Annotated in this window: 26 protein-coding genes and 1 riboswitch; of the genes, 13 read left to right on the forward strand and 13 right to left on the reverse strand. The window is 63.8% G+C overall.

All coding sequences use genetic code 11. The features are described 5' to 3' along the window. Positions 1 to 43: 43 nt before the first annotated feature. From AC5Y5C_RS06475 to AC5Y5C_RS06490, 4 genes are read right to left on the reverse strand one after another with little or no spacing between them, the layout of a single operon-like run. Entirely contained in the window at positions 44 to 910 is an 867-nt protein-coding gene (locus AC5Y5C_RS06475) for an LLM class flavin-dependent oxidoreductase (RefSeq protein ID WP_499970175.1), read from the reverse strand. 32 nt (positions 911 to 942) lie between these two features. After that, positions 943 to 1935 (reverse strand): ABC transporter substrate-binding protein, encoded by a 993-nt coding sequence (locus AC5Y5C_RS06480; protein WP_499970177.1) that lies wholly within the window; start codon positions 1933 to 1935, stop codon positions 943 to 945. 8 nt (positions 1936 to 1943) lie between these two features. Continuing rightward, positions 1944 to 2717: an ABC transporter ATP-binding protein gene (locus AC5Y5C_RS06485; RefSeq protein WP_499970179.1), complete on the reverse strand. Its 774-nt coding sequence runs from the start codon at positions 2715 to 2717 to the stop codon at positions 1944 to 1946. Beyond that, on the reverse strand, positions 2717 to 3769 hold the full coding sequence (locus AC5Y5C_RS06490) for a FecCD family ABC transporter permease (protein WP_499970180.1): 1053 nt from the start codon (positions 3767 to 3769) through the stop codon (positions 2717 to 2719). Before AC5Y5C_RS06490 ends, AC5Y5C_RS06485 begins: the two co-directional genes overlap by 1 nt. A gap of 104 nt (positions 3770 to 3873) precedes the next feature. Then, positions 3874 to 4096: riboswitch (cobalamin riboswitch) on the reverse strand. A gap of 172 nt (positions 4097 to 4268) precedes the next feature. Between AC5Y5C_RS06490 and AC5Y5C_RS06495 the strand changes: the two genes are divergently transcribed. Both AC5Y5C_RS06495 and AC5Y5C_RS06500 read left to right on the forward strand, forming a co-directional pair. Then, on the forward strand, positions 4269 to 4475 hold the full coding sequence (locus tag AC5Y5C_RS06495) for a CbtB domain-containing protein (RefSeq protein ID WP_499970182.1): 207 nt from the start codon (positions 4269 to 4271) through the stop codon (positions 4473 to 4475). Positions 4476 to 4490: 15 nt separating this feature from the next. Beyond that, positions 4491 to 5285, forward strand: coding sequence for a CbtA family protein (locus tag AC5Y5C_RS06500; protein WP_499970184.1), 795 nt, complete (start codon positions 4491 to 4493; stop codon positions 5283 to 5285). Positions 5286 to 5439: 154 nt separating this feature from the next. Here the strand turns inward: AC5Y5C_RS06500 and AC5Y5C_RS06505 are convergent, their stop codons facing one another. Both AC5Y5C_RS06505 and mhuD read right to left on the reverse strand, forming a co-directional pair. Then, the gene (locus AC5Y5C_RS06505; protein ID WP_499970186.1) at positions 5440 to 6753 is read right to left on the reverse strand and encodes a serine hydrolase; all 1314 of its coding nucleotides are present in this window, start codon (positions 6751 to 6753) and stop codon (positions 5440 to 5442) included. A 23-nt stretch (positions 6754 to 6776) separates the two neighbouring features. Continuing rightward, positions 6777 to 7094, reverse strand: a complete 318-nt coding sequence (mhuD, locus tag AC5Y5C_RS06510; protein ID WP_499970188.1) for a mycobilin-forming heme oxygenase MhuD — start codon at positions 7092 to 7094, stop codon at positions 6777 to 6779. Between the two features lie 56 nt (positions 7095 to 7150). On the opposite strand from mhuD, the gene AC5Y5C_RS06515 reads away from it, so the two are divergent. Then, positions 7151 to 7951 carry an alpha/beta fold hydrolase gene (locus AC5Y5C_RS06515; protein WP_499970652.1) on the forward strand — a complete coding sequence of 267 codons (801 nt, stop codon included), beginning with the start codon at positions 7151 to 7153 and terminating at the stop codon, positions 7949 to 7951. Positions 7952 to 7955: 4 nt separating this feature from the next. Here the strand turns inward: AC5Y5C_RS06515 and AC5Y5C_RS06520 are convergent, their stop codons facing one another. Next, positions 7956 to 8159 (reverse strand): hypothetical protein, encoded by a 204-nt coding sequence (locus tag AC5Y5C_RS06520; RefSeq protein ID WP_499970190.1) that lies wholly within the window; start codon positions 8157 to 8159, stop codon positions 7956 to 7958. Positions 8160 to 8230: 71 nt separating this feature from the next. On the opposite strand from AC5Y5C_RS06520, the gene AC5Y5C_RS06525 reads away from it, so the two are divergent. Beyond that, positions 8231 to 9187, forward strand: coding sequence for a helix-turn-helix domain-containing protein (locus AC5Y5C_RS06525; RefSeq protein ID WP_499970192.1), 957 nt, complete (start codon positions 8231 to 8233; stop codon positions 9185 to 9187). Here AC5Y5C_RS06525 and AC5Y5C_RS06530 read toward each other — a convergent pair. Continuing rightward, positions 9184 to 10026 (reverse strand): HhH-GPD family protein, encoded by an 843-nt coding sequence (locus AC5Y5C_RS06530; RefSeq protein ID WP_499970654.1) that lies wholly within the window; start codon positions 10024 to 10026, stop codon positions 9184 to 9186. The genes AC5Y5C_RS06525 and AC5Y5C_RS06530 overlap by 4 nt on opposite strands. Before the next feature lie 26 nt (positions 10027 to 10052). Between AC5Y5C_RS06530 and AC5Y5C_RS06535 the strand changes: the two genes are divergently transcribed. The 3 genes from AC5Y5C_RS06535 (at position 10053) to AC5Y5C_RS06545 (ending at position 13238) form a co-directional block, all read left to right on the forward strand. Beyond that, a complete protein-coding gene (locus AC5Y5C_RS06535) occupies positions 10053 to 10667 on the forward strand; it encodes a carbonic anhydrase (protein WP_499970194.1) in 615 nt (204 codons plus the stop codon). Between the two features lie 151 nt (positions 10668 to 10818). Then, positions 10819 to 12360 carry an LCP family protein gene (locus AC5Y5C_RS06540; protein ID WP_499970195.1) on the forward strand — a complete coding sequence of 514 codons (1542 nt, stop codon included), beginning with the start codon at positions 10819 to 10821 and terminating at the stop codon, positions 12358 to 12360. Between the two features lie 134 nt (positions 12361 to 12494). After that, positions 12495 to 13238, forward strand: coding sequence for a hypothetical protein (locus tag AC5Y5C_RS06545; RefSeq protein ID WP_499970656.1), 744 nt, complete (start codon positions 12495 to 12497; stop codon positions 13236 to 13238). On the opposite strand, the gene disA is transcribed toward AC5Y5C_RS06545, so the two are convergent. Further along, positions 13235 to 14320, reverse strand: a complete 1086-nt coding sequence (gene disA / locus AC5Y5C_RS06550; RefSeq protein ID WP_078331302.1) for a DNA integrity scanning diadenylate cyclase DisA — start codon at positions 14318 to 14320, stop codon at positions 13235 to 13237. The two genes, AC5Y5C_RS06545 and disA, sit on opposite strands and share 4 nt — an antisense overlap. Before the next feature lie 50 nt (positions 14321 to 14370). Between disA and AC5Y5C_RS06555 the strand changes: the two genes are divergently transcribed. Then, positions 14371 to 14886 (forward strand): PaaI family thioesterase, encoded by a 516-nt coding sequence (locus AC5Y5C_RS06555; protein ID WP_499970197.1) that lies wholly within the window; start codon positions 14371 to 14373, stop codon positions 14884 to 14886. Here the strand turns inward: AC5Y5C_RS06555 and radA are convergent. Next, the gene (gene radA, locus AC5Y5C_RS06560) at positions 14876 to 16309 is read right to left on the reverse strand and encodes a DNA repair protein RadA (RefSeq protein ID WP_499970199.1); all 1434 of its coding nucleotides are present in this window, start codon (positions 16307 to 16309) and stop codon (positions 14876 to 14878) included. The genes AC5Y5C_RS06555 and radA overlap by 11 nt on opposite strands. A gap of 414 nt (positions 16310 to 16723) precedes the next feature. Between radA and AC5Y5C_RS06565 the strand changes: the two genes are divergently transcribed. Together AC5Y5C_RS06565 and AC5Y5C_RS06570 are read left to right on the forward strand one after the other, a co-directional pair. Continuing rightward, positions 16724 to 17839 (forward strand): ferredoxin reductase, encoded by a 1116-nt coding sequence (locus AC5Y5C_RS06565; RefSeq protein ID WP_499970201.1) that lies wholly within the window; start codon positions 16724 to 16726, stop codon positions 17837 to 17839. A gap of 173 nt (positions 17840 to 18012) precedes the next feature. After that, entirely contained in the window at positions 18013 to 19107 is a 1095-nt protein-coding gene (locus tag AC5Y5C_RS06570; RefSeq protein WP_499970658.1) for a fatty acid desaturase family protein, read from the forward strand. A gap of 29 nt (positions 19108 to 19136) precedes the next feature. On the opposite strand, the gene AC5Y5C_RS06575 is transcribed toward AC5Y5C_RS06570, so the two are convergent. The 3 genes from AC5Y5C_RS06575 to AC5Y5C_RS06585 all read right to left on the reverse strand — a co-directional run bounded on the left by AC5Y5C_RS06575 (position 19137) and on the right by AC5Y5C_RS06585 (position 20837). Beyond that, positions 19137 to 19502 carry an MmpS family transport accessory protein gene (locus AC5Y5C_RS06575; protein ID WP_499970203.1) on the reverse strand — a complete coding sequence of 122 codons (366 nt, stop codon included), beginning with the start codon at positions 19500 to 19502 and terminating at the stop codon, positions 19137 to 19139. 82 nt (positions 19503 to 19584) lie between these two features. Continuing rightward, positions 19585 to 20040, reverse strand: coding sequence for an MmpS family transport accessory protein (locus AC5Y5C_RS06580; protein ID WP_499970205.1), 456 nt, complete (start codon positions 20038 to 20040; stop codon positions 19585 to 19587). Positions 20041 to 20138: 98 nt separating this feature from the next. Then, positions 20139 to 20837 (reverse strand): copper chaperone PCu(A)C domain-containing protein, encoded by a 699-nt coding sequence (locus AC5Y5C_RS06585; RefSeq protein WP_499970207.1) that lies wholly within the window; start codon positions 20835 to 20837, stop codon positions 20139 to 20141. Positions 20838 to 21216: 379 nt separating this feature from the next. Here AC5Y5C_RS06585 and AC5Y5C_RS06590 point away from each other — a divergent pair, with 379 nt between their 5' ends. Genes AC5Y5C_RS06590 through ispF form a run of 3 tightly spaced genes read left to right on the forward strand, consistent with a single transcriptional unit; the run spans position 21217 to position 22842 of the window. Further along, positions 21217 to 21705 (forward strand): CarD family transcriptional regulator, encoded by a 489-nt coding sequence (locus AC5Y5C_RS06590; protein ID WP_499970209.1) that lies wholly within the window; start codon positions 21217 to 21219, stop codon positions 21703 to 21705. Next, positions 21695 to 22369, forward strand: coding sequence for a 2-C-methyl-D-erythritol 4-phosphate cytidylyltransferase (ispD, locus tag AC5Y5C_RS06595; protein ID WP_499970660.1), 675 nt, complete (start codon positions 21695 to 21697; stop codon positions 22367 to 22369). The genes AC5Y5C_RS06590 and ispD overlap by 11 nt, the downstream gene beginning before the upstream one ends. After that, positions 22366 to 22842, forward strand: a complete 477-nt coding sequence (ispF, locus tag AC5Y5C_RS06600) for a 2-C-methyl-D-erythritol 2,4-cyclodiphosphate synthase (RefSeq protein WP_499970211.1) — start codon at positions 22366 to 22368, stop codon at positions 22840 to 22842. Before ispD ends, ispF begins: the two co-directional genes overlap by 4 nt. The last annotated feature ends 7 nt before the right edge of the window (positions 22843 to 22849 follow it).

Below are 22849 nucleotides of genomic sequence, written 5' to 3' on the forward strand. Positions count from 1 at the left end.
GTGTGAGCATCACAGCTCGCACTCGGCGTTTTTTGTCGCGGGATCAGCCCGCCAGCAGGGGCCGTACCTCCTGGCCCAGGCTGTGGATGTAACCGACGAGATCGGGCTCGTTTCCGGTCGGGGACGCGATGAAGTCCGTGACGCCGAGATCCCGTAGCGCGTGGAGCTGCTCGGCGACCTCAGCGGCCTCTCCGCCGAGACTCGCCGAAGCGTCAAAGGATATCCCCGGGTAGTGGCCGGGGTCGTTCGCGATGAGTTGGGCAGCACCAGGGCCGACACTGATGGTGCGGCTCAAGAAGATCCGGTGACCGGGGCTGGGGGCTATCAGGGCACAGTGGGCGGCGATGTTTTCGGCGGGAACCATGCTGGTCAGCAACGTGCCGTCGCCCAGGCGGCCGGCCAGTCGCAGCGAGCGGGGCCCGTCCGCGCCGACCATGATGGGCAGTGATTCCGCGGGCGGCCAGTCCAGCCGGACCCCATCCAGCCGCACATACCGCCCGTCGGTACTGACTTCCTTGCCCGCCAACAGATCCCGCAGTGCGGTCACATACTCCTGGAGAAGGGTCAGCGGCGAGCCGACCTTGGCGCCAATTTGCGCCATGTGAGGCTGCCAGCCGTGCCCGATTCCCGGTAGCACCCTGCCGGGAAAATTGCGGGCCAGAATGCTGTAGTCCATTGCGGCGGTCACGACATTGCGTACCGGTGCCGAGAGGAATCCTGTACCCACGCGGATCCGCGCGGTGGCCGAAAGTGCCAGGGAGGCATACGCGATCGATGTGGTCGCAAAACAGTCCTCGCATACCCACAGATGATCGAGCCCGGCGGAATCGGCGGCCCGTGCCGTCTCGAGTAGCCGTTCCGGTGCGAGCGATGGCGGCACCATCAGGCCGAGGGTGGTGGGCGAGCTCATGTCGTCACCCTAGCCCTAGACGCCGACAGGGTTCAGAATCCCTTGTCGCGCAGGTAGTTCGCCAGGGTGACGATGGCGTCCGGATTGCGCGGTCCCTCGACCAGGGCGGCGTAGGGCAGCACGATGAAGTTTCCGTCGCGGACCGCCTGGGTGTGCTTCATCAGTGGCTGTGCCTTGAGCAGGTTGATCTTCGTGCCGGCGGTGTTGTTGGGGCCCACCCCGTAGTCGCAGATGATGATCACCTGCGGGTCGCGCTGGGCGGCGGTCTCCCATGCGGTTGTGGTCCAACTGTCGTCGAGATCGGAGAAGACGTTGCTGCCCCCGGCCTTCTCGATGATCTGCTGTGGCGCGGCGTTCTTGCCGGAGGTGAACGGTTCGGCCTCGCCGCTGTCGTACAGGAAGACGCGCGCGGGCGGCCGGCCCTGGGGCAGGCGTGACTGCACGCTGTCGATGGTTTTGCGGTAGGTGGCGATTAACTCCGTCGCGCGTTCCTGAACTCCAAAGATGGCCCCCAGGTTGGCCAGATCCTCGTAGAGGGCGTCCAGGGGAGGCTTGATACCGCGCCGGACTGTGCCGGGCTGACGACATGCCTCGGTCAGCTGATAGGGCACCGACCCGATCGACCGTACCCAATCCGGGGTCAGCCCCGAGGTCTCGTTGAATCCGTAGCTCCACCCGGCGAATACGAGATCGGGCCGCGCGGCTTGCACCGCTTCGCGGGTGAATCCCTGGCCCAGGTTGGTGGTGGACTCAAACTGCGCCTTCCACGGCGAGGTCTTGACGTCCCGATCCTGTCCGGCGTCCATGAAGTAGCCGGCCATCCGGTCTTGTAAGCCGAGTGCGAACATCAGCTCGGTAACCCCGGTGTCATTGCTGACGGCTCGGGTAACCGGTATCGGAACGTCAAGCGGTGCACCGCAATTTTCGACGGACACCCGCCCTGTTCCGGGGCTCTGCGCCTCGATGGTCGCGCAGCCTGCCGATAGCAGCGACACCACCACCGCCATACCGATGAGCGCCTTCATTCCTTCTCCTACCTTTCGCGCTGAGCGTCGAAGATGACCTGCGGAACACCGCTTCGTGGGTGCGCGATGACATGACAGCCGATGCCGAACCATCGGCCGATGGATTCGGCGGTGATGACCTCGTGCGGTGAACCTGACAGCACGATGCGTCCCTCGGCCATGACGTGGATCGTGTCGCAGTACTGTGCCGCGAGGTTGAGGTCGTGCAGAGCGGTGATGACCGTAATACCCAGCACGTGAGCCGAACTGAGTATCGAATACTGATGGCGTACGTCCAGATGATTGGTGGGCTCGTCCAGCACCAAGACCCGCGGCTGCTGTGCGAGGGCGCGGGCAATGAGAACCCGTTGGCGCTCCCCGCCGGAGAGAGAACTGAACTTGCGATCCGCAAGCGCCGTCACATCCGCCGTCTCGGTGGCCTCCGCGCAGATGCGGCGGTCCAGCTCGGAGGTGCCGCGCAGGGATGTACCGTGCGGCAGCCGACCGGTGGCAACCACTTCCGCGGCTGTGAAATCGAAATCCAAGGACATGTCCTGGGTCAGTGCCGCCACCTGACGGGCGTTCTCCCGCATGCTGAGCGCCCGTACCGACACGCCATTGACCGCTACGTCGCCGGTGGCAGGAGTAAGCGCACGGTACAGACAACGCAGGGTTGTCGACTTGCCGCTGCCATTGGGCCCGACAATTCCGACGAATCCACCCGACTCAACCTGCATGTCGATACTCGAGACGATTCGGCTGCCTGCGATATCAACCGACACGCTCCGATAGGCGACATCCATCAGCCGACAGCTCCCGCAGACATCGCGCGGCGGCGCATCAGTCCGACGAAGACCGGTACTCCGACGGCCGCGGTGATCGCGCCCAGCGGAAGCTCCTGTGGTGGAATCATGGTCCGCGCAACGAGATCGGCGGCGACAAGGAAGCATGCACCAAGCACCGGCGCCACGATCAAGACCCGGCGGTGATCCGCGCCGACCAGTAGCCGTGCCGCATGTGGAATGACCAGTCCCACGAAACCGATGGCTCCGCAGATGGATACAAAACATCCAGTCATGACGGCCGACAGCACGAACAGTGCACCCCGGAACCGCCCGGCGTGCAGCCCCAGCGACGCGCTCACCTCGTCACCCATCGCGAGGGCGTTGAGCTGGCGGGCCAGCCCCGCGACACAGAGGATCCCGATCAAGGTTGCCGCGAGTGCCACCGGGACCTTGTCCCAGGACGACGCCCCCAGGCTGCCGAGCAGCCAGAACATGACGCTACGCGCCGCTTCGCCATTCGGCGCCAAGAACACCAGCACGGTCGTCACCGCGGATAGCCCGTAGCCCACTGCGGTACCTACCAGAACCAGCCGCAGCGGTACCAAACCCTGTGGGGTACGGGCGATTTGATACACAAGCGCGGTCGCGGCGAGGGCGCCAAGCGATGCGGACAGCGACAGCGCATAGGCGCCGAAGGTGCCCAGCGCCCCGTAGACCACCACCGCGGTGGCGCCCACCGAGGCCCCTGACGAGATGCCGAGAACGTAGGGATCGGCCAGGGCGTTGCGGACCATTGCTTGCACGAGTACGCCCACCACGGCCAGTCCCGCGCCGACGAGGATGGCGAGTATCACCCGTGGCAGTCTGGACTCGATGACGATCCGGTAGTTCGCCGCATCGGCGGCCCGAACGGAGCCGCCTGTCGCGCCCACCCAGAGGAAATGCAGACAGTCGCGCCAGGGCACGTCGGCGGTGCCGAACGCGAGCGCACCGATCGACAGCAGCACCAGCGCCACCAGGCCACCAGCCGCCGCGAGGACCACCGGCCGCTCGGGTTGTGCTGCGGGCATCGGTCTTCCTGCGTCGTCGGATCGCAGATACCGGGGCATGACGGATATGCCACATAGGCGCTACCCACCAGGCGATCCCTCGGCACTGGCGAATGACTGCACCGGGCGGTGCGGCCGCGTTGGCAGGTCTTCGGACTCGTGAACACGAGACTTGTGCGCCTCACCTACTGGCGGCTGCTTCCCGGGCCTGAACCCAGTGCTCTACGTGCCGCTGTCGTTTCCACATACCGCTGCGGGGCAGCTCCGGATTCACACCGGATTCCCTCTTGCGATCTCCGGAAGCACTTTCCTGGTGCTCTCGGAGAAACCAATGCGAGGCCAAAACTATCACTCGAACGCACGGCCGAGCTGCGTCGACTAGGCTCAGTTCGTCCTTCGACAGGATGGGAACCTGGTGTAATCCCAGGACGGTCGCGCCACTGTGAGAGTCAGACCCCGGCCTGTCGATTCCACAAGAGAATGATCAAATCCGGGACGCGGTATTCCGAAAAGGAGCAACATGGCACACACAACGTCCGCCAGCCATCCGGTTGCGGTGTCGATTCCCCAGGCAGCGCTGTGGTTGAGCATGACCACCCTCCTCGGGCTGCTCGCGTACTACTTCATCGGCATCGATCAGGGTGCGGTGTCGGTCTTCGGCAGCGATATGCATGTTCATGAGTTCGTGCATGATGCCCGCCACCTGCTCGGCTTCCCCTGCCACTAGCAGCGGACCCAATACATGGAAAAGTCAATAATTCTGCGCGGCTTAGGCTTCGGCGCACTGGGTGGTGTCCTGTCCTTCATCTTCGGATGGATCTTCGTCGAGCCCGTCATCGACAGGGCCATCGCCTATGAAGAAGGCAGAGGCGAGGTGCAGGGTGTACTCGACGAGGCGGCCGGTATCCATGCCCATCACGAGGGTGCGGAACTGTTCAGCCGCTTCGCCCAGGCCAACGCGGGCTTGGCGCTCGGTGTCATCGGATTCGGAATCGCGATGGGCGCGCTGTTCGCGGTGGCGTACGTGGTCGCGATCGGCCGGGTTGGCAATCTCAGCCCGCGTGCGCAGGCACTAGCCGTCGCGGGCGGTCTATTTCTTGTGTTGTATCTGGTGCCGTTCTTGAAGTTCCCGGCCAACCCGCCGGCGGCGAGTGCCGAGGGCACCATCGAAGAGCGCACCGGATACTTCGTGCTGATGATTCTGGTCGCGGCGATCGCGTTGGCGGCGGCGCTGTGGGCGGGCCGAAAGCTCTCCGAGCGTGTCGATACCTGGACGGCCACGCTTGTTGCCGCGGCGACGTTCGTCCTCCTGGTCGGGCTCGTCATGGCGGTTACGCCGGGATTTGTCGAGGCGCCCCAACCGCTGCTCGATGCTGACGGGAAGATCGTCTATCCAGGTTTCCCGGCGCACGATCTGTATCTGTTCCGGCTGTACTCGTTCACGACGCAGGCCATTATGTGGGCGACGATCGGTATCGGGTTCGCAACGGTGGTCGGCCGCAAGCCCGTCTATGCCGAGACGCCTGTTACCGGTTAGCCGGCCGCCGAGTCTGAATCTCACGACGCTTTCTGCCACGAAACCGTCGTGAGATTCAGACTCGTCAGAAACAAACAGAGGCGCGGGCGCTCATCCCAGTTTGGTGGTCTTCGCGCGAGCGCTCATCCCAGTTTGGTGGTCTTCGCGCGAGCGCTCATCCCAGCTTCTTGAAGACGCCCTTGGCCAGGCCGATGACCCATCCGGCCGCGCCCGGGCCGAACGCGCGGTCCCAATTCAGCTGGAAGCTCACCACATACGGCTGACGGTTGCGATCCTCGGCGTACCAGCTGAAGGTCAGATCACCGGGCAGATTGCCGCCCTTGGCGCCGATATACCGCCAATTCTCGCTGTGTAGATCGATACCGGGCTCTGCTGACAGGATGCCGCGAATCGGAGCTGCCGGGCCGACGGCAACCTTCTGCAGGGCCGCGTGGACCCTGCAGATGTCCTCGGCGCTGCCGTACCACTCGATGCCGAATTTCGATGCGGGCGTGGTGGTCCGGTCCGGATCCAGCTTGTAGGGGTGGGTGTCGGCCTCAGCGAGCATCTGCCCGCGCTGGGCGGGTGTGGTGGCGTCCTTCCATTGCTGACGGACATCGGGTATTCCCCACCCGATGTTGAACAGCTCATGCATGGTGGGGAAGGGGGTCATCGATGCCGGGTCATGATGTCCCGCGTCGGCAAGGGCCTTCTCGATCGCGTGCCGACCGAGGCGGTTGATCAGCATGTCGGTGCCCATGTTGTCGCTCACCCAGATCATCTTCTGGGCGGCAGTGCGCACCGACACCGTGGAGCCCGTCGGGAGCTTGTCCATCGAGCTTCCCAGCGCCTTGCCGCGATCTGTGACGGTGAGTTGGTCATCCCAGGTGAGGGTGCCCGCATTGATGGCGGTGCCGGTGGCCAAGAGCACATAGAGCTTGAAAACCGAAGCCAGCGGCATGGATTCGGAGGTATTGGTTCCGGCGACCTGTTCGCATTGGCCGTTGACGATCTTCGAGGCACGGTAGGAGTACCGGCCGCCTGATGCCGACAGCGCGGTGTCGACATCCGACCACTCGGCGATGGTCGGGGGCTGCTGATACGGAACCAGCCTGTCGACGTCGCCCTTGTTGTTGGTACGCAGCCCGATGTCGACATTGGCGCCATAGGGGGCGATCAGGTGGACGGTGGAGCTGTTTGCCGCCAGATCCACGGAACTCACCTTGTATGGGCGATCGACCCACAGCTTGGTCATGATCTCGGTGTAGTCGTCGACCTTGTTGGCGGCGGCCAGCGTCGCCACACCCTGCTTGCCGATCGGCCAGTTGGAGTTCAACATGTCGATCAGCTGTTGTGAGCGCAGACCCGGAGGCGTGCTGGTATCGACGTCACCGTGCGGCACCTGCCGCAGTTTGATGCCACACCCCGCCATACCGCCCACCGACAGAGTCACCACTGCCACCGTGCATACGGAGACGGCGCGCGTCATGCGCGCGCGCAGCGAACCCCTGTTCACGCCTTGGTGGCGGCCCCGGTCACGTCGAGCACAACCTCGAACTCCAACAGGTGGGCGCCCTTAGCCACGGGCTTGGCCTGCTGGCCGGCATGTGCTTCGACCGCCGGACCGGTGGCCCAGGCCTGGAAGGCCTCCTCGGACTCCCACTGGGTGACCACGAAGTAGCGGTCTTCTCCCTTGACGGGGCGCAGCAGTTGAAAGCCCAGGAATCCTGGCTGGTTCTCGACTGCTCCGGCGCGGTGAGCGAACCGCTTCTCCAGCTCCGGACCTGCACCCTCGGGGATCTCGATTGCGTTGATCTTCACCACGGACATGGGTTCAGGTTACCGTGCGGCCTCCCACGTGATTCGGGGCGATGATTGGGGTGATGATGACAGACATGGACCCGGACTGCCTGCTCGACCGAGGCGGCCTGTCAGAAACGTCGGGGGCGTCGGGGGCGCCGTCCATCGTCCTTGTGCATGGCTTGATGGGCCGCGGAAGCACCTGGTCGCGACAGTTACCCTGGTTGCGGGAGCTGGGCCGCGTCTACACCTATGACGCGCCCTGGCATCGCGGGCGGGATGTCGTTGATTCCCAACCGATTTCGACAGAGCGCTACGTGGATGCCCTCGCGAAGGCCGTGGGCGAGCTCGGCAGGCCGGCCCTGCTCATCGGCCACTCCATGGGCGGACTGCATTCGTGGTGCCTGGCGGCCGAACATCCGGAGCTGGTGTCGGCGCTGGTGGTGGAGGACATGGCCCCCGATTTCGTCGGCGGAACCACCGGCCCCTGGGAACCCTGGCTGTACTCCTGGCCAGAAGTTTTCACGTCTGCCACAGATGTCATCAGTAGATTCGGATCTGTTGCAGGCCAGTACTTTCTGGAGGCGTTTGACCGGGTTCCCGAGGGCTGGCGATTACATGGCCCGATAGACAAATGGATCGCCACTGCCGCGGAATGGGGTGTCCGTGAATTCTGGGACCAGTGGCGAGGGGTGCGTTGTCCGTCACTGCTGCTGGAGGCGTCGGTCACCGTGGCGCCGCCCGGGCAGATGCGTAAGATGGCCGAGATAGGTTGGAAGACAAGCTATTCGAAGATCGAAGGGGCGGGGCATCTGATTCACGACGATGCTCCCGAACGGTACCGTTCCGCTGTCACGGAATTCATCGCCGCGCACGGAGCCCGGTAGTTCGCTAGCGCCGAGAGTGGATTACTTCCATTTCGTGTAGTTGCCGTTCCAGGTCGCGGTCATCGGCGAAGGTGCCGCCGAGAGGTGCTGCGACTCGGAACTGGTCGAGGTGGATTCGGAAGGTCTTGTTTCGGCGGGCGATCCAGCTCAGGGCGACCGCCAGGGCGAACGGGAATGTCAGTACGAGAACGGCGGCGAGGATGGTCATGGCAATAATTGTCTTCTGATGCATATCGCGCCAACAGTGGCGGAATTGACGATCTTCGATAATATTCAGCCATGTTGCGTTCGGTGGCTGCCCTGGTCCTCGACCGGGTTGCCGTTTTCGAGTTCGGGGTGATCTGCGAGGTCTTCGGCATTGACCGCGCCAGCGACGGCGTTCCAAACTTCGATTTCCGCGTCTGCGGAGTCGAGGCCGGTGTTCCACTGCGCACGACAGTGGGGGCGTCGATCATCCCGGATCGTGGGCTTGAGGGGCTCGCCGACGCCGATCTGGTGGCGGTTCCTGCCCGCCCCTTTACCCATGGTTATCCACCGGAGGCCCTGGAGGCGCTGCGTGCCGCGGCAGACCGCGGAGCCACCGTGCTCACCGTCTGCTCAGGTGTCTTCATCGCCGGCGCGGCAGGGCTGCTGGACGGACGCCGCTGCACCACGCACTGGATGTACACCGACGAGTTGGCCCGGCGGCATCCGACGGCGACCGTCGATCGCGACGTGTTGTTCGTCGACGACGGCGACCTCATCACCAGCGCGGGGACGGCTGCGGGCATTGACGCCTGCCTGCATCTGGTGCGCCGCGAGTTAGGCAGCGAGATCACCAACAAGATCGCGCGACGCATGGTGGTACCGCCGCAGCGTGCGGGTGGCCAGCGTCAGTTCATCCCACAGCCGGTATCCGACGTGGAAACCAACGGCTTTGGTGGACTTTTTGATTGGTTGATCGAAAACATCGATCAGACGCATACGGTGGCCGATCTTGCGGCGCGCGTGCACATGTCGACTCGTACATTCGCCCGTAAGTTCACCGACCAGACCGGTGTGACGCCGATGCGCTGGATCATCGACCAGCGGGTGCTGCTGGCCCGGCGTTTGTTGGAACAGACGGATCTTGACATCGATACCGTCGCGGCGCGGAGCGGTTTCGGCACCGCGATTCTGTTGCGCCATCACTTCCGCCGCGGCGTCGGCATCACCCCCACTGATTACCGCAAGACCTTCGCGGTGGCTGCCGGCTAGCCGCCCTCGCCGGCAAGCGCGAAGCGGCCATCCGGGGTCTGCTCCACCAATCCATCGACCAACAGTGAATCCAATGCGCGGTCTCGCTGGGCGATATCGGAGAGCCACACCACATCGAGCTGTGCCCGCTCTACGGGAATGCTGCTGCCGCGCAATACATCTAACAGCCGCCCACGTACCTGACGATCGGTGCCGGCATACTTCTGCACCGGCCGCGCCGGTGTGTCCAACTCGGGGTGCCCCGCCTCATGCCACGTGCAGGAACTGAGCGGACAGAGCGGGCATTGCGGTGCGCGCGCGGTGCACACCAGGGCGCCCAACTCCATGAGCGCCGCCGAGAACCGTGCGCCGTTGTCGGCGGGCAGCAGCGCCTCGGCGTCCCGCAGGTCGCGTGCCGAGGGAGTCGAGTCCGCAACGCCGCGTACCACCCGTGCGATTACCCGGCGAACGTTGGTGTCCACCACGGGAACCCGCTGCCCGTACCCGAAGCAGGCAATAGCGCGTGCCGTGTACGCACCCACGCCCGGAAGCGTGAGCAGAATCTCCACATCGTCGGGTACCTGATCGTCATAGTCGCGGGCCAGCGCGGTGGCACACTCATGCAACCGCATGGCCCGGCGCGGATAACCGAGCTTTCCCCATGCGCGTAAGACCTCTGCCACAGAAGTTTTCGCCATCGCCGACGGAACCGGCCACCGCGCCACCCATTCCCGCCACACCGGTTCCACCCGGGATACCGGGGTCTGCTGAAGCATCACCTCGCTGATGAGGATGTGCCACGGTGTCGCTTCGGGGCGACGCCACGGCAGATCCCGCTCGGCGACATCAAACCAGTTCAAAAGTTCGTCAGGGCACAATGACGGGTATGACAGCTGATCCGAGGTCCGCCTGGAAGGCACTCAAAGAGGGTAACCAGCGTTTTGTTGGTGGTTACCCGCAGCATCCGAGTCAGAGTGTTGTGCGTCGCGCCGAGCTGGCCAATGGTCAGAATCCGCATGTGCTGTTGTTCGGCTGCTCTGATAGCCGGGTGGCCGCGGAGATCATTTTTGATCAGGGCCTGGGTGACATGTTCATCGTGCGTACCGCCGGTCAGGTGATCGACTCGGCGGTGCTGGGTTCGATCGAGTATGCGGTGGCGGTGTTGGGGGTGCCGCTGATCGCGATCCTGGGGCATGACTCCTGTGGCGCGGTGGGCGCCACGGTGGCGGCCCTGGACACCGGTGAGGTACCGGGCGGGTATATCCGTGATCTGGTGGTGCGGGTGATGCCCTCGATTCTGGGTGGCCGCAAGGACGGGCTGACCCGGATTGATGAGTTCGAGGCCCGCCATGTCGAAGAGACCGGTATCAAGCTGCTGCAGCGCTCGCAGGTGGTGGCCGATGCGGTCAAGGCCAAAAAGCTTGCCCTGGTGTATCTGACCTACAAACTCGCCGACGGACGCGTCGTTCTACACGGCCACGTCGGCGATATTGGCGAGTAATAATCCCAAACCCCGAGGTCAAGCCCCCTTCGGCAAACGTCACATGGCATCTTGCCGCCTGTGATGGGAGAATTAGAACGAATGCAGATTTCTCTGGGGGAGGGATGGGTAGTTCGGTGTGTACGTTGCTGCCACATCGGGGTAATGACCGGTGAGCCGCGACAGCGGTCGCAGTCGGCCGAAGCACGCACTACCTAAGTCGAATAACCGCTGGTCGGTAAGTAAAACTGCGGCCGGGCGCATCATCTTCGCACTGCTGGCCTGCGGCAGCCTGGTGGTAACCGGCGCCGGTTGGCAGGTGTTTTACAAGGCGTTCAGCCACGTCCCCACTTCGGGGGCGGAGGCCGAAGGTGGCAAGTCGAGCGACGGCTCCATGAACATGCTGCTGATCGGCCTTGATTCGCGAAAGGATCAGGACGGCAACGACCTGCCCAAGGCGGTGCTGAACCAGCTACATGCCGGTGATTCGGACGCGGGCGGCTACAACACCAACACGTTGATCCTCGTGCACGTCGGTGCCGACAACAAGGTCACCGCGTTCTCGATCCCGCGCGACGACTGGGTACCGGCCGACGGCATCCCCGGCTACAAGCACATCAAGATCAAGGAAGCCTATGGCCTGACCAAGGCCAATGAGGCGGACAAGCTGGTCAGCGAGGGCGTCACCGATCAGGCCGCGCTGGAGCAGCAGAGCCGCGAGGCCGGCCGCCGTGCCACCCTCAATGCCGTCCACCGTCTGACCGGTCAGCCCATCGACTACTTCGCCGAGGTCAATCTCGTCGGCTTCTACGACTTGGCCTCCGAGCTCGGTGGTGTCAACGTCTGCCTGAACAATGCCGTCTACGACAGCTACTCGGGTGCCAATTTCCAGGCGGGAGAACAAACACTCAATGCCTCACAGGCATTGGCGTTCGTGCGTCAGCGCCATGGGCTGGAAAACGGCGACCTCGATCGCACCCATCGCCAGCAGGCGTTCCTGATTTCGGTGATGCAGCAGCTGCGCAATGCCGGCACTCTCACCGACATCACCAAACTCAACGGCCTGATGAACGTCGTCCACAAGGATGTCGTGCTGTCAAAAGGTTGGACCGAGAAGCAATTCCAGCGCATCGGGCAGATCGCGGACGGCAATGTGAACTTCCAGACTCTGCCCGTGGTGCGATACGACACCATCAACGGTGCGGACGTCAACATCGTCGACCCGGTCGCGATCCGGGCCAAGGTGGCCGCCGCCTTCACGGGCGATGATTCGGCGCACGTGTCTGCCCCGGCGACGCCTACCAGCACAGTCGATGTCGTGAACGCCACGTCGACGTCCGGTCTGGCGACCACGATTTCGTCGGCACTGGTTAGCCGCGGTTACACCAAGGGCGACGTGCGGGATCCGGAAAGTGGCGAATCGACCAGTACCACCATCGATTACGGTGCAGGCGCTGGTGCCGACGCCAAAGCGATGTCAACCATGTTGGGTATCGACGCGAAGCCCAGCGTAGATCCGACGCTGGCGCCCGGGCGAATTCGAGTCATGTTGGGCGACGGGTACTCCGCGCCATCCGATGTCTTGAGCGCTGAAGACATCGGCACCGCGAGCTCGATGTCCGGCTCGTCGAGCTCGGACTCCTCTGACTACGCACCGCCGGACTCGGGTAAGCCGGTGGTCGGCAGCAGTAGCGGCGTTCCCTGCGTGAACTGACGTGGGATGGCTGCAAATAGCCCCCAACGGCCCCCGAATAGCCCCCAAATAGCACTGTGAAGTCTGCGTAGCTCGCCGACACGCCGAGCGAGGTCGGCCATCCTATAGTGACCTGCGCTTACCGTTGAATCGTGATTGACATGCACCCCTCAGGCCCGCTGCCTTCAGAGATCTACTGGCGGCGCCGCGCCCTCGCGATCGGCGTGGCGGTGGTCGTGGTTGCCATCGTTGCCGCGGTGATCTTTGCGCTGGTAGGTGGCAGTGCAGGAGCTGACACGAAGGCCGCGGATCAGCCCGCTGAGGCGGCGTCCCCGGCCGGTCAGCCGGTCATCCTGCCGCCCAACGAGATCAAAAAGCCGACCGATAAGCCTGCGGATGCTCCGGTCCATGACGGGCCGCCCATTGCCAAGCCCGAACTGGTGCCGCCGGTGGCCCTGAACCCTGGTGACGACTGCCCCGACGCGACGCTTGCGGTGAAAGCCTCCACCGATAAGCCCAGCTATCTTGCCGGTGAGCAGCCCAAGTTCACCATGGTGGTCACCAACATCGGCCTGGTGCAGTGCAAGCGCGATGTGGGTGCCGCCGTGCTGGCCGCGTCGGTGTTCAGCATCGACAACAAGCGGATCTGGGCCAACCTGGACTGCGCTCCGTCGCAAGAGAACTCCATCAAAACCTTCAACCCGGGAGAGCAGGTGACCACCGAGGTCACCTGGACCGGAATGGGCTCAGCGCCGAACTGCCCGCTGCCGCGTCCGGCCATCGGCCCGGGAACCTACTCGCTGGTGGTACAGCTGGGGGATCTGCGCAGTGCACCAGTACCTTTCATCATCGGCGAGAAGCCTGCCGACGCGCCTCCGCCTGCCGCCCCGCCGGCCTAGCCGGTCTGTTCGGTAAGGGTCGACTCGGCAAGCCGGGATAGCCCCTCCCGGATGTGCCGGGCCCACATGGCTCCGATGCCCTCCACCGACTGCAAGTCGGTCGCACTGGCGGCCAGGAGCCCTTGCAGAGATCCGAAGGCTCTGACCAGCCTGTCGATATGCGCGAACTGCAGCCGGGGGATGTGCGTCATCACCCGGTAGCCGCGGGAGCTCATCGCGGTGTCTTGGGCTTCGACGGTGGACGGGTATCCGAATGTCCGCGACAGCACCGTCAGATCCAGCAGATCGGTGTCCGAGAGGGCGTCCAGATCCTCAAGAGTTGATGCGATCTGCGCCTGCGACGGGGGTTCGGGATTGGCGTGATAGTCCCGTACCAGTAGCTCGCGTTCGGTGTCGTTATCGCCGACAAGCTCGCCGATCTGCAGTTTGAGCTGCCGTCCGTCGGTGCCCAGCTCGATGACGTCGAGTTCGATGTCCTGACTGATCCGGCGTACCAGCTCCAAGCGCTGCGCCACCGTCATGACATCGCGCAGGGTGACAAAGTCCTCGATCTCCGCGGTGGACAGCGACGAGGTCACCTCGTCCAGCCGTGTCTTGTAGCGCTCCAGGGTGGATACCGCCTGGTTGACCCGCGACATGACGGTCGCCGAATCCATGACCACGTGCCGGATACCGGCCGTGTACACGCTCACGATGTTCATCGAATGACTCACCGACACAACGGGATAATCCGTCTGAATGGCGGTTCGCTCCGCAGAGCGGTGCCGGGTGCCGGACTCGTCGGTCGGAATGGACGGGTCGGGCACCAGTTGCACATTGGCGCGCACGATGCGCGATCCGTCCGTGTCCAGCACTACCGCGCCATCCATCTTGGACAGCTCACGAAGTCGAGTGGGGGCGAAGGCGACGTCGAGTGAGAAGCCGCCGTCGCAGATGCTCTCGACCTTGTCGTCGTAGCCGAGAACAATCAGCGCCCCTGTGCGACCACGCAGGATGCGTTCCAGCCCATCGCGTAGAGGTGTGCCCGGCGCCAACCGGGCCAGGGTCTCCCGCATCCGTGCGTTGGCTTCCGCGTTGTCCATCGCGCCCCTCCCTCTCCAGGCTCGGTTCGCCGCAGTTAGATTACGTGGTCATGTCGACGTGGACGTTGCCCGAGGGGCTAGAGGCCGTTAGTCGCGGCCCGGAAGCTCCCGCCTCAGGTGCCGTACTGAACCCGGGTTGGCCCCGCAGGTTCAGCTACCCGGGGCCCGAGGAGGACCTGTGGGGGACACGGTTCTACGCCGGTGACGGCGCTAGCGTCACGGGACAGTTTGAGGTGCTCCCAGAACTGGAGGGTGGACCGGGAGTCATCCACGGCGGCGTGATGGCGGCCATTTTCGATGAACTCCAGGGTGTTTTGGGCATCGTGACGCAGCTGATCGCTGTCACAGCGCATTTGGAGATCGACTATCGCAGGCCGATTCCCGTTGGGGCGACGGTGGATTTGGCTAGCGCTGTGGAGGGCAGGGCCGGGCGCAAGCTGTACACGACGGCGAGTGCGCGTATAGACGGTGAACTGGTGGCCGGTTCGCAGGGCATCTTCGTGATCATCGACCCGGACGCGCACTACGGAGACGGTGCCTCGCGGGCGCTTGGTATCAGTCCGTAGCGCCGTCGGCGCGGCTGCGTGCGAGCCGCAGGCTCGGGCGCTTTTCGGGCTCGATTCGGCGGGCTTCCGAGAGCACCTCGAGGGCCCTGCCCACTGTGGGGCAACGTAGTAGATGCATTCCGGCGGGGTGTAGGTCGTCCCCTTCGGGAGGTATCACCGCGTGCGTGTATCCGAGGCGTGCGGCTTCGGCGATGCGTCTGCCCACGGCGGCGGTGCGGCGGATATCGCCCGCCAGCCCGACCTCGCCGATGAACACCATGTTGGCCGGTAGCGCGATATCGGTGTACGCGGAAGCTACCGCCATCAGGACAGCCAAATCGGCGGCCGGGTCGGTCATTCGCATGCCGCCCACCGTCGCCATGTAGATATCGTTATTGCCCAAGGGGATTCGGCCGTGCCGTTCCAGCACCGCGGTGACCATCGCCGAACGGGCGTGATCGAGCCCGCTGACGGCGCGGCGTGGCGAGGGATTGGTCGATGTCGTGACAAGGGATTGCACCTCGCCGAGTAGCGGGCGCTTGCCGTCGACGGTAACTGTTACCGCGGTACCCGCCGCGGCGTTCTCGCGATGCTCCAGGAACAAGCCGGACGGGTCGGTGACGCATTCGATTCCCTTGTCGCGCAACTCAAAACATCCGACCTCGTCGGCAGCGCCGAATCGGTTCTTGATCCCACGCACCATGCGCAATGCCGAGTGCTTATCGCCTTCGAAATGCAACACCACGTCCACCAGGTGCTCCAGAGACCGCGGGCCCGCGATGGCGCCGTCTTTGGTGACATGACCGACCAGCACCATCGCCACCCCCGACGACTTGGCAGCCATGGTGAGTGCCGTTGTCACCGCGCGTACCTGCGTGACACCACCGGTCACCCCGTCGGCATCGGTCGTGGACATTGTCTGTACCGAATCGATAACCGCCAGTGTGGGTTTGACAGCATCGATGTGACCCAACACGCTGTGCAGATCGGACTCGGCCGCCAGGTACACCTCGTCGTGAATGCAGCCGGTGCGCTCGGCCCGCAGTCGGACCTGGGCCGCGGATTCCTCACCGCTGATGTACAGGGCTCGTCCGCCCGAGGCCGCCCACTGGTGGACAACCTTCAGCAGCAGCGTCGATTTCCCAACGCCGGGCTCGCCGGCCAGCAGGTTTACCGAGCCGGTGATGACACCGCCGCCGAGCACCCGGTCGAGTTCGGAGACGCCTGTGGGTTGGTGCCGTGTGCTGTCGGTCGCAATGCTGGTGATGGGCACTGCCGCCGTGGCAGGCGCCACCGACCGCGCTACCCCTAGTCCGCCGACCGTGGACAGCACAGCGGTCTCGCCGACGCTGCCCCAGGTACCGCAATCGGGACAGCGACCCACCCATTTGGCGGTGGTGTGCTGGCATTCCGAACAGCGATATTGCGCGCGGGGTTTGGCCACACCGCGACGTTAGCCTCCGGGTGTGACAAGACCGGGCCAACGCGGCGCAGCTGAGGCTGACGGTGGCTTCTATCGGGATCGGGCTCGGTAGATGTCTGTGCAATCCCGTGTCACTCACGGCGATCCCGTGTCACCAGTGCTCCGGGCTCCGGGCCGGTCGAGCATTCGTGCTGGATATGTTTCCTGCTGTCGCCGCGATTGGTATTCAACTGTGCACTTTTTATGAGAACTCTGAGCGAATTGGTCGTGGAGGCGCACTGCCAGGAAAGCGCAGTGGGGAAACTTTATAAATATATGCTCTGAACTGTGTCAATATGTCCGGCGTTATGAGCGTCACGGCGACCTGACTTGCGACCGAAGACGTCCTGTCATACTGTTATTGGTGTACAACTGTTAACCGAAATGGAGCCAAGCATGCCTCTCGATATTCAGGCTTTGACTTCTTCTCGGCTCGCGCGTCGGGTGCTGACCTCCTCGTTCGTCAAGGCGGCCACGACTCCGCACGGAGTTGACCGCTACTTCGAGATGTTTGATCCGTTGTGGTCCACGACTGAGACTCGCGCCGAGGTCACCGACGTCGTCCGGAAGACCAAGGACAGCGTCACTTTGACGCTGCGTCCCAATGCCAACTGGAAGGGCTTTCGGGCCGGACAGTATGTCAAGCTCTCGGTGGAGATCGACGGCATCCGCCGCACTCGTTGCTACTCGCCGGCGAATTCGCAGTTCCGTCGTGACGGCCAGATCGAGCTCACGATCAAAGTGGACCCGAACGGACTTGTTTCGCCCTGGGTGCTGGCTAACGCCGAGCCCGGCTTGGTCGTGCAGATCTCGGCTGCGCAAGGCGAGTTCTATCTGCCGCTACCGCATCCGCGGAGCATCCTGCTGATCAGCGGTGGTTCGGGAATCACGCCGGTGATGTCGATGCTGCGCACGCTCACCGACAAGGCATATATCGGAAAGATCACCTTCCTGCACTACGCGTTCACCAAGGACGACGTGATCTACCAGGCTGAAATCGACGAGATCAAGGCCAAGTACGACGGCGTCAGGATCTTCCGTGCGTATACCGAAGCGGCCGACGGAGACCTCGAAGGCTACTTCAGCAAGGAGCACCTGCTCGCCGCTGACCGCCACTACGCAGAAGCCGAGACATATCTATGCGGCCCGGTGCCGCTGATGAACGCGGTCCGTGAGATCTTCGATGCCGAGGGTCTCTCGGACAAGCTTCACCTTGAGCAGTTCGCCGCTCCCATTCGCACCGTCGGCACCGACGAGGCCGAAGGTGATCTCACCTTCTCCGAGTCGAATACGGCCGTCGCCAACAACGGCCAGACGATCCTCGAGCAGGCTGAGGCCGCGGGCCTGACCCCGGAGTACGGCTGCCGCATCGGCATCTGCTTCACGTGTGTTCGCAAGAAGGACAGTGGAACGACCCAGAACGTTCTGAACGGCGACCTCTGTAGCGACGGTGACACCAACGTCAAGCTCTGCATCAACAAGCCCATCGGCGACGTCGTCATCGCCCTCTGATCAATGCCGAGCCAGCCGCTACCACTAGCCCCGAAGGAGACACGGAAATGACCACTTTCGCACCCGCCGCCAAGCAGAAGAACCAGAAGAAGCCGACTACTTACGCACCCCCGGCCAGGCCGAACGACCTCAAGAAACTGTCTTCCGAGCAGATCGAAGAGTTCGGCAAGGAAATGGACGCCCTGCGTGCCCGCATCGTCGCCGACCTTGGTGAGAAGGATGCCGAGTACATCCGCGGCATCGTGACCACGCAGAAGAAGCTCGAACTCGCCGGCCGCGCGCTGCTGTGGGCTGGCTGGTTCCCCCCGGCCTGGCTGGGAGGAGTCGTTGCGCTTTCTCTCTCCAAGATCATCGACAACATGGAGATCGGGCACAACGTTATGCACGGTCAGTACGACTGGATGCAGGACCCGGCCTACACGTCGAAGAACTTCGACTGGGACAACACGATTCACGCCGACAGCTGGCTGTACACGCACAACTACGTGCACCACACTTTCACCAACATCGTCGGCAAAGACCATGACGCCGAGGGTTACGGCGTCATGCGCATGACCGAGGAGCAGCCGTGGCACCCGATCTGGCTGCTCAACCCCGTCTTCTGTGCCGCCCTGCAGATCTTCTTCCAGTGGGGAACCGCGCTCCAGGAGCTCGAGTCGGAGAAGTTCTTCAAGGGTGAGAAGTCGTGGTCCGACATGAAGGACGGGCTTGCCCGGTTCCGCGCGAAGGCCGGCAAGCAGGCGCTCAAGGACTACGTCATCTTCCCGCTGCTCTCGGGTCCGGGCGCGCCGTTTACCTTCCTCGGCAACATGGCGGCCAACCTGGTCCGCAACCTCTGGGCGTCGTCGGTGATCTGGTGTGGTCACTTCCCTGAGGAGGTTCAGACGTTCTCGATCGAAGAGACCGAGGACGAGAGCCACGCCGCTTGGTACTACCGCCAGATCCTCGGCTCGGCCAACTTCACCGGTTGGAAGGGCATCGACATCCTCTCGGGCAACCTGAGCTATCAGATCGAGCACCACCTGTTCCCTGACCTCCCCGCGTATCGCTATGCGGAGATTGCGGTGGAGGTTCGCGCGATGTGCGACAAGTACGGCATCGCCTATCACGAGGCGTCGATGGCGAAGCAGCTGGGAAGCGTCTACAAAAAGGTGTTCAAGCTTTCGTTCCCGGACAACTTCTTCGAGAAGTCGCCGATTGCAACGATTGCAGACATCGTCGCGTTCCCAGTGCGGATGGTGAGGCGCCGGTTCCAGGCAGCTGCCTGAGCTTTGTCGTCAGGCCGCCTCCGGCTCCGCTAATCAGGGGGCAGCGGAACGATCCGGTCCTGACAGTTCACGGTCTTCTCGCCGTCGTTGGATAGGACGGTCTGTCCGTCCACCAGAATCCGGCAATAGATGTGGCCCGAGCCCCAGATCGCCGTCACCTGCTTGACGGTGTCCTTGTACGGCCAGGCCACCGTGACCGACCATGGCAACTTGACCCCGCTGACAGCCTGCGGCAGTCCGGAATAGTCGCCATAGCTGATGGTGCCGGCTTCCGGTGTCTTGCCTGCGGCCCACACTAGATAGGTCACCTTGGGCGGCGCGGCCTGCGCCGTCCCGGGAAGGATCAGGCCAACGACCGCTGTCGCTGCAGTTACCGCTGCCAACGTTCGCTTCACGGCGTCCTCCCGGTTCTGGCTTTGGGCCGGAAGCTATCACGGCGACGGCGGGCCAATGGGCCGAATCGTCACACCGCCGGCGTCACTGAGCGCGACTGCAAGGGTCGCCATCCACCTTGGTGAAGATGCCGACAATGGAACCGGAATTGCCGCGCATGCAGTGCTCGCGGGGTAGGCCGTCGGTGACATGGCTGCAGGTGGCTAGCTCCACGCGATCGTCTTCGTCGACCACCTGGCCGTCGATGAGGATCTGACAGAAGATTCGGGGACCGTCCCCGGTGTTGTATCCGGTGACGTTGATGAGGGGATGCTTGGTGTCATCGGTCCACGTGACGTCCTTGCCCCACGGCAACTGCGGATTCATCGCGCCGTGTCGAGATCCGTCTGCCTCGTTGTAACCGATGGTTGCCGCGACGAGTGGGCCGTACTCCGCCCACACCCTGTAGGTGACCGTTTTGGGTGCCGCGTGCGCGGCAGGCGCGGTCACGGCCGCGCCCATCATGGCCACTACCGCCGTGCAGGTAAAGAGCCGTTTCATGGGCGCAAGCTAGCACGAAAAAAGCGAGAGCCCGAGACGGCGGATCGCCGTCCCGGGCCCTCGCTTCGCGACTGTGTTAGTGCTCGGTTAGTGCTCGGTTAGTGCTCGCCACCCTCGTGGCCGCCCTCATTGCCAGTGTGCTGGCGAGGTGCGCTCGGCCCGGCGTCGATGGGCACCGCGACGGTGACCTCTCCGGCCTTCTCGAAGGTAAAGGTGAACCGGTAGGTCAGGCCGTCGGCCAGATCCTTCGTCAGCTGCAGCTGCGCTTTGCCGCGCTTGATCGTCGGATCGTTCGAGGTCTGCGGCTTGGCTTCTGGAGCCTTGACCTCCGTCGTGGCGACTCCGGGCTCGGTGGACGGGGTGGCGCCGTGCTCACTGGTGCTTCCTTCTGGACCGGAGGCCTCGACGGCAGGCTCTTGGCCTTCGGCGGCTCCTACGAACAGGCGGCCGGTGGCCGGGATATCGCTGTCTCCGCTCAGTGTCACCTTGCCAATGTCGTCCGGAGAGGAAACAGAGGTGAGTTTGTCGTTGACGTCAGCGGATTCATTCGTGATGACCAGAACGAGCTCGGCCTTCTGTCCAGCACGCTGTTTCACCGGGTCGGAGCTGCCGACGAGGTGGATGTTGCGCAGGGCGAGCTTGCCGAGGTTGGCGCTGCCACCGTTGATCGCAGAGGACTGATTCGCTGTCTGCGAGATCTGCCCCGAACCGCAGCCAGCGAGGGCGGTCGCGAGAACCGCGGCACCGAGAAGTGTCATAACGCGAGCGGTGCTGCGCTGGGACCGAGTGCGAAACACAGGCATCTCCCTGATTCGATAGCGGCTCCGGACAGTCCGAAATCCACCTGCGGCCGATAGTCCTATAGACAGTAGTAGGTGCCTCACGAGGACGAAAACAGCGGGGGCGCTCGGGATGAGTGGCTTGCGCGATGACGCACCAGATCCGTCCGGATATGGTGTTCGAGCCCGACATCGGGGAACCGGTGTGACCTGGATTACCGCTTGTGAGGGCTGGTTTATGGGCTGGCCGGCGGGGCCGCCGAGGGTTGCTGGATGCACGAAAACGTCACCCTGTCAACCCCGAGGGTTCACCTGCGGTGCCCCTGACCTGCGCCGTTGGTGCGCATGCCGAGATACGCCATGATAGAATTGGGTATCGAAAGGGGCACGAAACAAGATGATATTTAAGGTCGGAGACACCGTTGTCTATCCACATCACGGTGCAGCGCTGATCGAAGCGATCGAGACCCGAACCATCAAAGGCGAGCAGAAAGAGTATCTCGTCCTGAAGGTTGCCCAGGGCGATTTGACTGTTCGTGTGCCTGCAGAGAATGCCGAGTACGTCGGCGTCCGTGACGTGGTGGGCCGCGAGGGTCTGGACACGGTCTTCCAGGTGCTGCGTGCACCGCACACCGAAGAGCCGACCAACTGGTCCCGTCGATTCAAGGCCAACCAGGAGAAGCTCGCTTCCGGTGACGTGAAGAAGGTCGCCGAGGTCGTGCGTGACCTGTGGCGTCGCGAGCAGGAGCGCGGCCTGTCCGCAGGCGAGAAGCGGATGCTGGCCAAGGCTCGTCAGATCCTGGTCGGTGAGCTAGCGCTCGCGGAGAACACGAACGCAGCCAAGGCCGACATCATGCTCGACGAGGTGCTCGCAGCTGCCTCGTAGGACGGCGGCGATAGTCCCGGCCGCCGGTCTCGGTGTGCGGCTGGGTGCGGATATTCCGAAAGCCTTCGTCACTGTCGGCGGCCGGACCATGCTTGAGCGTTCTGTCGATGGCTTGTTGTCTTCCGGGGCCGTTGACGAGGTAATAGTCGTAGTCGGCGCCGATCAGCTAGATAGGGCCGCGGCCCTGTTGGGGCCTGCTGCCAGGGTTGTGCAGGGCGGCGCCGAGCGCACCGATTCGGTACGCGCCGGGCTGGCCGTCGTGGCCGGGGCGGACTGGATTCTTGTTCACGATGCGGCTCGTCCGTTGACCCCCCCGGACATGATCGCCCGCATCGTGGCAGAACTACATGAAGGCCGCTCCGCGGTCATTCCGGCGATAGGGGTCGCGGACACCATCAAATCGGTTAATTCGGCGGGCGTTGTGAGCGGCACACCTGACCGGGCCAGTCTGCGTGCTGTGCAGACTCCGCAGGGATTTGCGGCCGATGTGCTCAGGCGCGCGTACGCGGCCGCCGGCGATACCGCTACCGATGACGCCGCACTCGTCGAGCAGATCGGTGAGAGCGTTCACGTGGTGGAGGGTCACCGGCTGGCCTTCAAGATCACCACAGCGCTCGACATGACGTTGGCCGAGGCAATCCTGAGCAGAGAGGTACCCCAATGACCGCATTGCCCCGGGTAGGCATCGGTACCGATGTGCACCCGATCGAGGGGGGCAAGCAATGCTGGCTACTCGGGCTGCTGTTCCCAGATGCCGATGGTTGTGAGGGGCATTCGGACGGTGATGTTGCCGCACACGCCCTATGTGATGCCCTGCTCTCGGCAGCTGGTCTCGGGGATGTGGGCGCGGTATTCGGCACCGGTCGGCCCGAATGGTCGGGTGTCAGCGGGGCAAAGATGCTAACCCACGTGCGGGAGCTGCTGCACGACAGCGGTTTCGGGATCGGTAACGCTGCGGTTCAGGTCATCGGGAATCGGCCGAAGATCGGACCCCGCCGGGCGGAGGCTCAGGAACTACTGTCCGGCCTTCTCGGGGCGCCGGTTTCGGTGTCGGCGACCACAACCGACGGGTTGGGTCTGACGGGACGCGGCGAAGGCTTGGCCGCGGTGGCAACGGCGCTCGTCACAGCGCTGTAAGCTCGCT

This window comes from Mycobacterium sp. NGS15, assembly GCF_059813245.1.

Coding starts and splice junctions, on each gene's coding strand:
- AC5Y5C_RS06475 (WP_499970175.1), bottom strand. CDS start 910: ATGAGCTCGCCCACCACCCTCGGCCTGATGGTGCCGCCATCGCTCGCA.
- AC5Y5C_RS06480 (WP_499970177.1), bottom strand. CDS start 1,935: ATGAAGGCGCTCATCGGTATGGCGGTGGTGGTGTCGCTGCTATCGGCA.
- AC5Y5C_RS06485 (WP_499970179.1), bottom strand. CDS start 2,717: ATGGATGTCGCCTATCGGAGCGTGTCGGTTGATATCGCAGGCAGCCGA.
- AC5Y5C_RS06490 (WP_499970180.1), bottom strand. CDS start 3,769: ATGCCCGCAGCACAACCCGAGCGGCCGGTGGTCCTCGCGGCGGCTGGT.
- AC5Y5C_RS06495 (WP_499970182.1), top strand. CDS start 4,269: ATGGCACACACAACGTCCGCCAGCCATCCGGTTGCGGTGTCGATTCCC.
- AC5Y5C_RS06500 (WP_499970184.1), top strand. CDS start 4,491: ATGGAAAAGTCAATAATTCTGCGCGGCTTAGGCTTCGGCGCACTGGGT.
- AC5Y5C_RS06505 (WP_499970186.1), bottom strand. CDS start 6,753: ATGACGCGCGCCGTCTCCGTATGCACGGTGGCAGTGGTGACTCTGTCG.
- mhuD (WP_499970188.1), bottom strand. CDS start 7,094: ATGTCCGTGGTGAAGATCAACGCAATCGAGATCCCCGAGGGTGCAGGT.
- AC5Y5C_RS06515 (WP_499970652.1), top strand. CDS start 7,151: ATGACAGACATGGACCCGGACTGCCTGCTCGACCGAGGCGGCCTGTCA.
- AC5Y5C_RS06520 (WP_499970190.1), bottom strand. CDS start 8,159: ATGACCATCCTCGCCGCCGTTCTCGTACTGACATTCCCGTTCGCCCTG.
- AC5Y5C_RS06525 (WP_499970192.1), top strand. CDS start 8,231: ATGTTGCGTTCGGTGGCTGCCCTGGTCCTCGACCGGGTTGCCGTTTTC.
- AC5Y5C_RS06535 (WP_499970194.1), top strand. CDS start 10,053: ATGACAGCTGATCCGAGGTCCGCCTGGAAGGCACTCAAAGAGGGTAAC.
- disA (WP_078331302.1), bottom strand. CDS start 14,320: ATGGACAACGCGGAAGCCAACGCACGGATGCGGGAGACCCTGGCCCGG.
- AC5Y5C_RS06555 (WP_499970197.1), top strand. CDS start 14,371: ATGTCGACGTGGACGTTGCCCGAGGGGCTAGAGGCCGTTAGTCGCGGC.
- AC5Y5C_RS06565 (WP_499970201.1), top strand. CDS start 16,724: ATGCCTCTCGATATTCAGGCTTTGACTTCTTCTCGGCTCGCGCGTCGG.
- AC5Y5C_RS06570 (WP_499970658.1), top strand. CDS start 18,013: ATGGACGCCCTGCGTGCCCGCATCGTCGCCGACCTTGGTGAGAAGGAT.
- AC5Y5C_RS06580 (WP_499970205.1), bottom strand. CDS start 20,040: ATGAAACGGCTCTTTACCTGCACGGCGGTAGTGGCCATGATGGGCGCG.
- AC5Y5C_RS06590 (WP_499970209.1), top strand. CDS start 21,217: ATGATATTTAAGGTCGGAGACACCGTTGTCTATCCACATCACGGTGCA.
- ispF (WP_499970211.1), top strand. CDS start 22,366: ATGACCGCATTGCCCCGGGTAGGCATCGGTACCGATGTGCACCCGATC.